Below are 7146 nucleotides of genomic sequence, written 5' to 3' on the forward strand. Positions count from 1 at the left end.
AAAACCGTTGTGTGATTTTGACGTTAGCGGAAATGGAGGCTGAACAATACGGATCAGCGCCTCGTGACTATGTCTTGTTAATAATGGGCTCAGGCGGAAGGCATGAAATGTTGTTAAATCCGGATCAGGATAATGGAATAATTATCTCGGATGAAGCAGGGCGACTTTCAAGTGATGAAGATGACTGGTTTAGCGAGTTCTCGCAGCGTATCACGCATAACCTGGATAAAGTTGGGTATATCCTGTGTCCGGGCGAAATCATGGCCAGCAATCCCATGTTTCGTAAAACCCTGTCGCAATGGAAATCACAGATACAACATTTGGTGAGCCACCCCAATCAAAAAGGCGCCCGCTGGTCGAATATTGTTTTTGATTTTGAAACTTTACACGGTAACGATCAGCTAACCCATGAGTTGCGTAGTTACCTGCTGGAACAGATCCAGCAAAAAAACACGCTGCTGGGTTTTATGGTGGAAGATGATGCCGAAGGCAGCCCACCTCTGGGATTTTTCAATCGTTTATTAACCGTTGAAGAAGGTGAATATGAAGGGACTATAGATATCAAGCGTAACGGAACCCGCCTGATCGCCGATGCGGCACGTATTTATGCCCTGAGTGCCGGCCTAAGCAGCTCAAATACCATCGATCGTTTGCAAGGACTGGTTCGGCAAGGTGTGTTAAGTAATGACCTGGTTGATTCAACGATCGTGGCATATGAAGAATTGCTTAATGTATTGCTGGAACATCAGATTAGGCAGCGTGATGCTGGACTGGAACCTAATAAATATATAAATCCACAAAATTTGTCTGCTCCGGAGCGGTCTACATTGCGCGCGGCGATGCGTGCCATAAAGCGCTTACAGGATAAGTTACAGGGCGAGTTTGGATTAGCAGCATTCTAAAATGGAACATACAATATGAAATGGTTCGGTCGTTCAAGTCAACCAGAGTATTGCAAGGTCTCATTGGAGAACCCAACGCTTCAGTCTATTTATCAGCACTGCACCACGTTGAATCCAAGAAAGATAATTAAACAAGCTGTTGAGGAAACACGGTTTGTTGTCATCGATACAGAAACCACCGGTTTTCAAGCCTACTCAGAAGATGAAATCGTATCAATCGCAATGCTGGAGCTGAATGGACTGGAAAAGAGTGGGAAGGAATTTAATACATTGATTAATCCGGGGCGCAGCATACCGGAAACTTCGACAAAAATTCATGGTATTAGAGATGTTGATGTTGCCGATGCACCCAGCCTTAGTGATAAATTACCTGAAATCATGGAATTTATCAGCAGTGCCGTGTTGGTAGGACACCATGTTAATTTTGATATTCGATTTATCAATAAACGATTACAGAAACTGGCTGGCTGCTCTCTGCAAAATCCATGGGTAGATACTATGCTGCTGTATCTGGAATTATCGGGAAAAATGGGTCACTACTGCCTTGAAGAAGTTGCGCAGGCCGCAGGCGTTGAAATAAAAGAACGGCATACAGCTTATGGGGATGCCCTGGCCACACTGGAAATATTTTTAAAGTTTACGCAGCAAAGTGTAAAGCCCAATGAGCCTGTCTCCCGATTAATTGCCATGCAATACAACAATGAAATATAGACTTAGCAATATTTAAGAACTTTAAGCCAATGAAATTTCGGTGGATAATAATTTTTGTTGTTCCGTTTTTACTGCAAGGATTAACTTCGAGTGTATTTGCTGAAGATAACGGTAATGAAAATATTGTCGCTGAAAGTAAGCTGGATACTGTATGGTATTCAAATCCTTTAAACAACGAACCAGTTGTTAATCTGTATTTCTTCTGGTCAAAGAAATGCCCCCATTGCCGCGAAGCCGTGCCTTTCATAGAAAACCTCAATAAGAAACATGCATGGCTGACAGTTTATTCCAGGGAACTCACTGAACACCCGGAGCACATTAAGCAGTATATATCAATGGCAGCGGATTTAGACCAGGTGGCCAGATCGGTGCCGGCGTTTTTCTGGTGTGGCAATATGACGGTTGGTTATGATAATCCGGAAAACATGGGAAAATACCTGGAGCAGGAACTTGTAAAGTGTCATGAATGGGTGAAAAGCAACCGCGTTCAGGCAAAACCAGAGCTTGTTAGCGTATTTGACAATCCGGTGATTGCGTTACCGTTGCTCGGAACAATATCCCTGCAAGATTATTCGTTATCGGCATATACCATTATTCTGGCAGGGCTTGATGCCTTTAATCCCTGTGCATTTTTTGTTTTGCTATTTTTGTTAAGCCTGCTGGTTCATGCAAAAAGCCGCAAACGTATGTTTATTGTAGGTGGTGTATTTGTATTGTTTTCCGGATTAATGTATTTCCTGTTTATGGCAGCATGGCTCAATGTATTCCTGGTTATTGGAAAAATAAATGCTATAACTATCGCTGCGGGTTTGCTCGCTATGGGTATCGCTCTACTGAATATCAAGGATTATTTCTGGTTTAAACAGGGCTTGTCATTGTCTATTCCCGACGGCGCCAGGCCCAGTCTTTATCAACGCATGCGCAAACTGGTGAACGCGGATAATATGCCGGCAATGCTGCTGGCAACAATGGGACTGGCTGCATTTGCTAATCTCTATGAGTTTTTATGTACCGCAGGATTTCCCATGGTGTATACACGAATATTAACCATGGAGGAATTGCCCAGCCTGACATACTATCTGTATTTAGTTTTCTATAACATTATTTATATTGTTCCATTATTGGTGATTGTTATTGTGTTTACTTTGTCATTCGGAGCGAGAAAATTACAGGAAGAGCAGGGTAAACAGTTGAAGCTAGTCTCAGGAATGATGATGTTATACATGGGGCTGGTGTTAGTATTTGTCCCAGACTGGTTAAACAATATATTTGCGGCATTTGGGCTGTTAGTAATCGCGTTGCTCTCATCTTATTTAATTGTTTCCATCTACAAATCAAGAGTTCAGACGTCGCCCTGATAAACTGTATTTTCCATAATTTCCTGAACGCTTCGCTATTCCCGTAGATGATTCAAGCCTCTTCACTAACGCCGCTGGAATGTCGTTATCTCATTGTTCGTTAAAGAAATTCCTGATCTTGTCGAAATATAATCAATGATATTCTTGGTAGCGACTGAATCAATAATGTCGCCAGTGCAGCAAAACCGTCCTAAATGCTTAAATTTAAGAAAAATTTGATTATTACCAGTGTTATTGGTGCACTGTTTGTAACTTCGATTTTGGGATATTTATATCGTAAAGGAGAAATTAGCAATATAGTCGAACACAGTGAAACGAGAAATACCACTCTGGTGCATCTATTTTATAATTCCACGTGGGATGAATTCTCTACTTATTTTAAGGAATTAAGTAAACTTAATGCTAATGAGTTGAAACATCATGCGGGTCTGTTTGAGTTTGGCAAAGCCATCCGGGCACAATACAAGGGACTGAACATTCATCTTGCTAACGTTCTTTCACTCGAAGGTACGGTTCTATTCTCTACTAATTCTCGCAATTTGGGCAATAAGCGAAATCTCCACAAAAATTTCCAATCAAGTAAGTCTGGCAAGCCAGCATCAATGTTGATTTATCGCGACATTGTTAATTCGCTGGAAGATCTGATGCTTGATCGATATGTTGTAGAAAGTTTTGTACCAATCCTGGACGCAAATAATAAAACCATCGCAATATTTGAGTTACATTCAGATGTGACAGCGGCTATTCGAGCACTCGATAAAAAGACACATCTGGCAATTACGATTATAGGTGCTCTGTTCATTCTGCTCATTGTTATTTTGTATGTCATCTCCAGTAAAGCTGACCTTAACGTCAGAAAGTTGTTAAGGACTGTGGATCAACAGGAGAAGCTAATCAAGCACCAGGGGTATTATGATATGCTCACGGGGTTACCCAATCGCGTGTTACTACAAGACCGTTTGCTACAAGCTATGCAGATATCACAAGACAGAGAACAGTTGTTAGCGCTACTGTTTATTGATCTTGATCACTTTCAGAAGATAAATGACGCCCTCGGCTATTCAACAGGTGATCATCTCTTATTGGAGGTGTCTGACCGACTAAAACAATGCATTCGAGGCGGTGATACTATTGCTCGCATAGGTGGGGATGAATTTATTGTCTTGTTAAAAGGGCTTTCTGTTATAGATGAAGCCGAGGAAATAGCAAGGCACATTGGAAATGCAATGACTGAAGCTTTCACTATAGATGGTAATGAGCTGTTTATTTCCGCCAGCGTTGGGATCGTAGCATATCCGTTTGAAGACGATGATCTTAATTCATTGCTCAAGAAAGCCAATTCTGCAATGTGTAAAGCAAAAAAGGCTGGGCGAAATACGTATCAGTATTATGCCGAGCATACAAGACAAAAGCTTGCGTCGAGGTTTTCGATTGAAAACGCATTACGAAGGGCTTTAGAACGTGACGAATTCGAGTTGTACTATCAACCAGTGGTGCAAGCCAGAACGGGTAATATACTCGCTGTAGAAGCTTTGTTGCGATGGAATTCATCTGACCTGGGATTCACCTCCCCTCTAAAATTCATTCCTTTACTGGAAGAAACGGGATTAATTATTCCTGTAGGTCAGTGGGTACTGGAAAATGCGAGCGCCCAATGCGTGCAGTGGCAACAGCAAGGTATAAATGACTTAAGAATAAGTATCAATATGTCAGCGAAACAGTTATTGCATAAGGGCCTTATAAAGCATGTTAACGGTGCGTTGACCGGTAGCGGGTTAAAACCTCATTTCCTGGATCTGGAAATTACTGAAAGTGTTTTAATTGACGATTTTGGGCGCACAATTCAAATATTAGATGACTTGAATGAAATTGGCATTTCATTGAGTGTTGATGATTTTGGAACAGGCTATTCTTCATTGTCGTATTTAAAACAAATGCCTGTTGAAACCATTAAAATTGACCAGTCCTTTATCAGGGATATATCTACTAATGTTGAAGACGCGGCTATCGTTGACGCAATTTGTGCGTTGTCACGTAGTTTACGTTTCAAGGTAATCGCAGAGGGTGTAGAAAGCGCCCATCAGCTGGATCTTTTGCACCGAGCGAATGTAAATGCAATGCAGGGTTATTTTTTCAGCCGTCCTCTATCCGTTTCGGATATTGAACCTGTATTGCGTCAAGGTTCCCTGTTGAATTCTGACGATCCCGCCGCCTGATTTTGAGCAGGATTGCAGTCTCAGGAGACCGTTCCCTCCCCGGATCATTACCGGTACGCAGCTCATCTTCCTGTGAGAAATTAAGGTCTTGATTATAAGGGACTTTACGATCCTGGTGCAGAGCAGGCCGACATACCATTGAACAAAAAATATTCAAGAAATTCAGTATATTGCCGATAAAAAGAATGGCAAAGACTGAATAAATCTAGCTGCTCGTGGCTGAGAATTTTCGCATTTCACGAGGCGACTAATTTTCATCGAGAATGTTTGCTGCCAGCTAATAGTATGTTCCATAGAGTGATTAGTCATCGTAATAATTATGTAAATTAACTATTGCATATGAGCCGTCGTACCATATTTTCGTTGTTTCGTTTTGGTGTACGCCAAAAAGTGCTACTCGTATTGTTGTCCGTTCTTATGATTGGGCTGACCGTGAGTGGATGGCTGGCATTAAAACAGGAAGAAAGTAACACTTTGAAGGAAATCAATCAACGCGGATCTGATATTAGTCGGTTTGTTGCAAAGTCCCTGGCTTACAAAGTAATAGGCTATGATTATCACACCATCCAGTTATTGCTTGATGAAATCACCCTGTCCGAAGATATCGGTTACGCAAAAGTAATAAATACCAAAGGTAATACTATGGCGGAATCCGGGGTTTATAACGAAAGTGAGAATCCAAATCTTGTGTTATTCAATCAGGATATTCGCCTGGAAGAGGAAATAGTTGGAAGCCTTACGTTGGGCCTAAGTACTGCAAGCACTATTCAGCGTCTGGAATCACAAAAGTTTACGTTAATTAAGCGTGAAGCATTTATTATTTTCATGATCGCCCTGGGTGAGTTTATCGCTTTGTCATTTATTATCATTCGTCCAGTAAGTGTAATGTCAGACTCACTGAATAACAGTATTGATGAAAATGGACAAATAGTAGGAGAGGTACCCGTAATATCAGAAGACGAATTCGGGGCGCTTGCACGGCAGTTTAACCTGTTAAGCGGCCAGTTGAACAACGCAAATTCGCGTCTGCAATCGAAAATTGAACTGGCCGATAAACGGTTGATTCAGAATAATCGTCAACTGGTAAAGCAATCTGAGGAGTTACATAAACTGAATGAAGAATTCAGGAAACTATCAGTTACCGATTCCCTGACTGGATTGCATAACCGTCGGCACTTCGAAGAACTAATGAAAACGGAAGTGGAAATGTCGTTACGTCATGGTGATGTTAATAGTATCCTGGTGATCGATATCGATCACTTTAAGAGGATTAATGACCAGTATGGCCATCCTGGAGGAGATACCGTATTGAAACAGGTCGCCAATAATCTGAAATCCGGTCTACGAAAAACAGATATCTTATGTCGAGTAGGCGGCGAAGAGTTTGTGGCGCTGTGTAAACGAGCAGATAAAGAGGCTGCAATTGCTATCGGGGAAAAAATGCGGCGTGATATTGAATCAAAACTAACTCGCATTGGTGATGAAAGAATATGCGCTACTATCAGTGTCGGTATAGCAACAACTAATGAGATGAATGTCAATCGCGGGGCCGAAGAACTGTACCGGCAAGCTGATGCTGCGGTTTATCATAGTAAGGATAAAGGTCGCAACCAGATTACACACTATGATGATTTGTTACAAAATAAAAATTCACAGTCCCTGGTGAGTTAATCCAAAGTTAGCTAAATATCGGCTTTCTGTTCTATACAATATCCACGTCAGGTAACAACCAGTTGTGATACAGAAACTATAGTTTCTGTATCACTGCAGTAATTTTCGATGCATTATTTTCGATATTGACTATTTTAAAGCCTTTTTTATTGCTCCAGGTCGATATATCAGTTTCAAAGGCGCTATCCGTGGCGGTTATAGTAATCATGTCGCCGTCCTTTGCTTTTGTTGCAGCCTTGGACAATTTCATAATAGGACCAGGGGAATTTAAGCCGCAGGCATCTACCG

At 41.5% G+C, this 7146-nt stretch carries 6 protein-coding genes; 5 read left to right on the forward strand and 1 reads right to left on the reverse strand.

The genetic code is table 11. The features are described from left to right. From ACWVCM_RS13505 to ACWVCM_RS13525, 5 genes are all read left to right on the forward strand, one after another. Positions 1–902: putative nucleotidyltransferase substrate binding domain-containing protein (locus tag ACWVCM_RS13505; protein WP_455202285.1), on the forward strand; the 902-nt coding region annotated here is incomplete at its 5' end. A 15-nt stretch (positions 903–917) separates the two neighbouring features. Continuing rightward, positions 918–1613, forward strand: a complete 696-nt coding sequence (locus ACWVCM_RS13510; RefSeq protein ID WP_455202286.1) for a 3'-5' exonuclease — start codon at positions 918–920, stop codon at positions 1611–1613. A gap of 29 nt (positions 1614–1642) precedes the next feature. Then, the gene (locus tag ACWVCM_RS13515; protein ID WP_455202287.1) at positions 1643–2971 is read left to right on the forward strand and encodes a thioredoxin family protein; all 1329 of its coding nucleotides are present in this window, start codon (positions 1643–1645) and stop codon (positions 2969–2971) included. Between the two features lie 194 nt (positions 2972–3165). After that, a complete protein-coding gene (locus ACWVCM_RS13520) occupies positions 3166–5187 on the forward strand; it encodes a putative bifunctional diguanylate cyclase/phosphodiesterase (protein ID WP_455202288.1) in 2022 nt (673 codons plus the stop codon). 339 nt (positions 5188–5526) lie between these two features. Next, on the forward strand, positions 5527–6858 hold the full coding sequence (locus tag ACWVCM_RS13525; RefSeq protein ID WP_455202289.1) for a diguanylate cyclase: 1332 nt from the start codon (positions 5527–5529) through the stop codon (positions 6856–6858). Positions 6859–6934: 76 nt separating this feature from the next. On the opposite strand, the gene ACWVCM_RS13530 is transcribed toward ACWVCM_RS13525, so the two are convergent. Next, positions 6935–7146, reverse strand: a 212-nt coding sequence (locus tag ACWVCM_RS13530; RefSeq protein WP_455202290.1) for a sulfurtransferase TusA family protein, incomplete at its 5' end; no start/stop codon positions are given.

Source organism: Kaarinaea lacus (assembly GCF_975902315.1).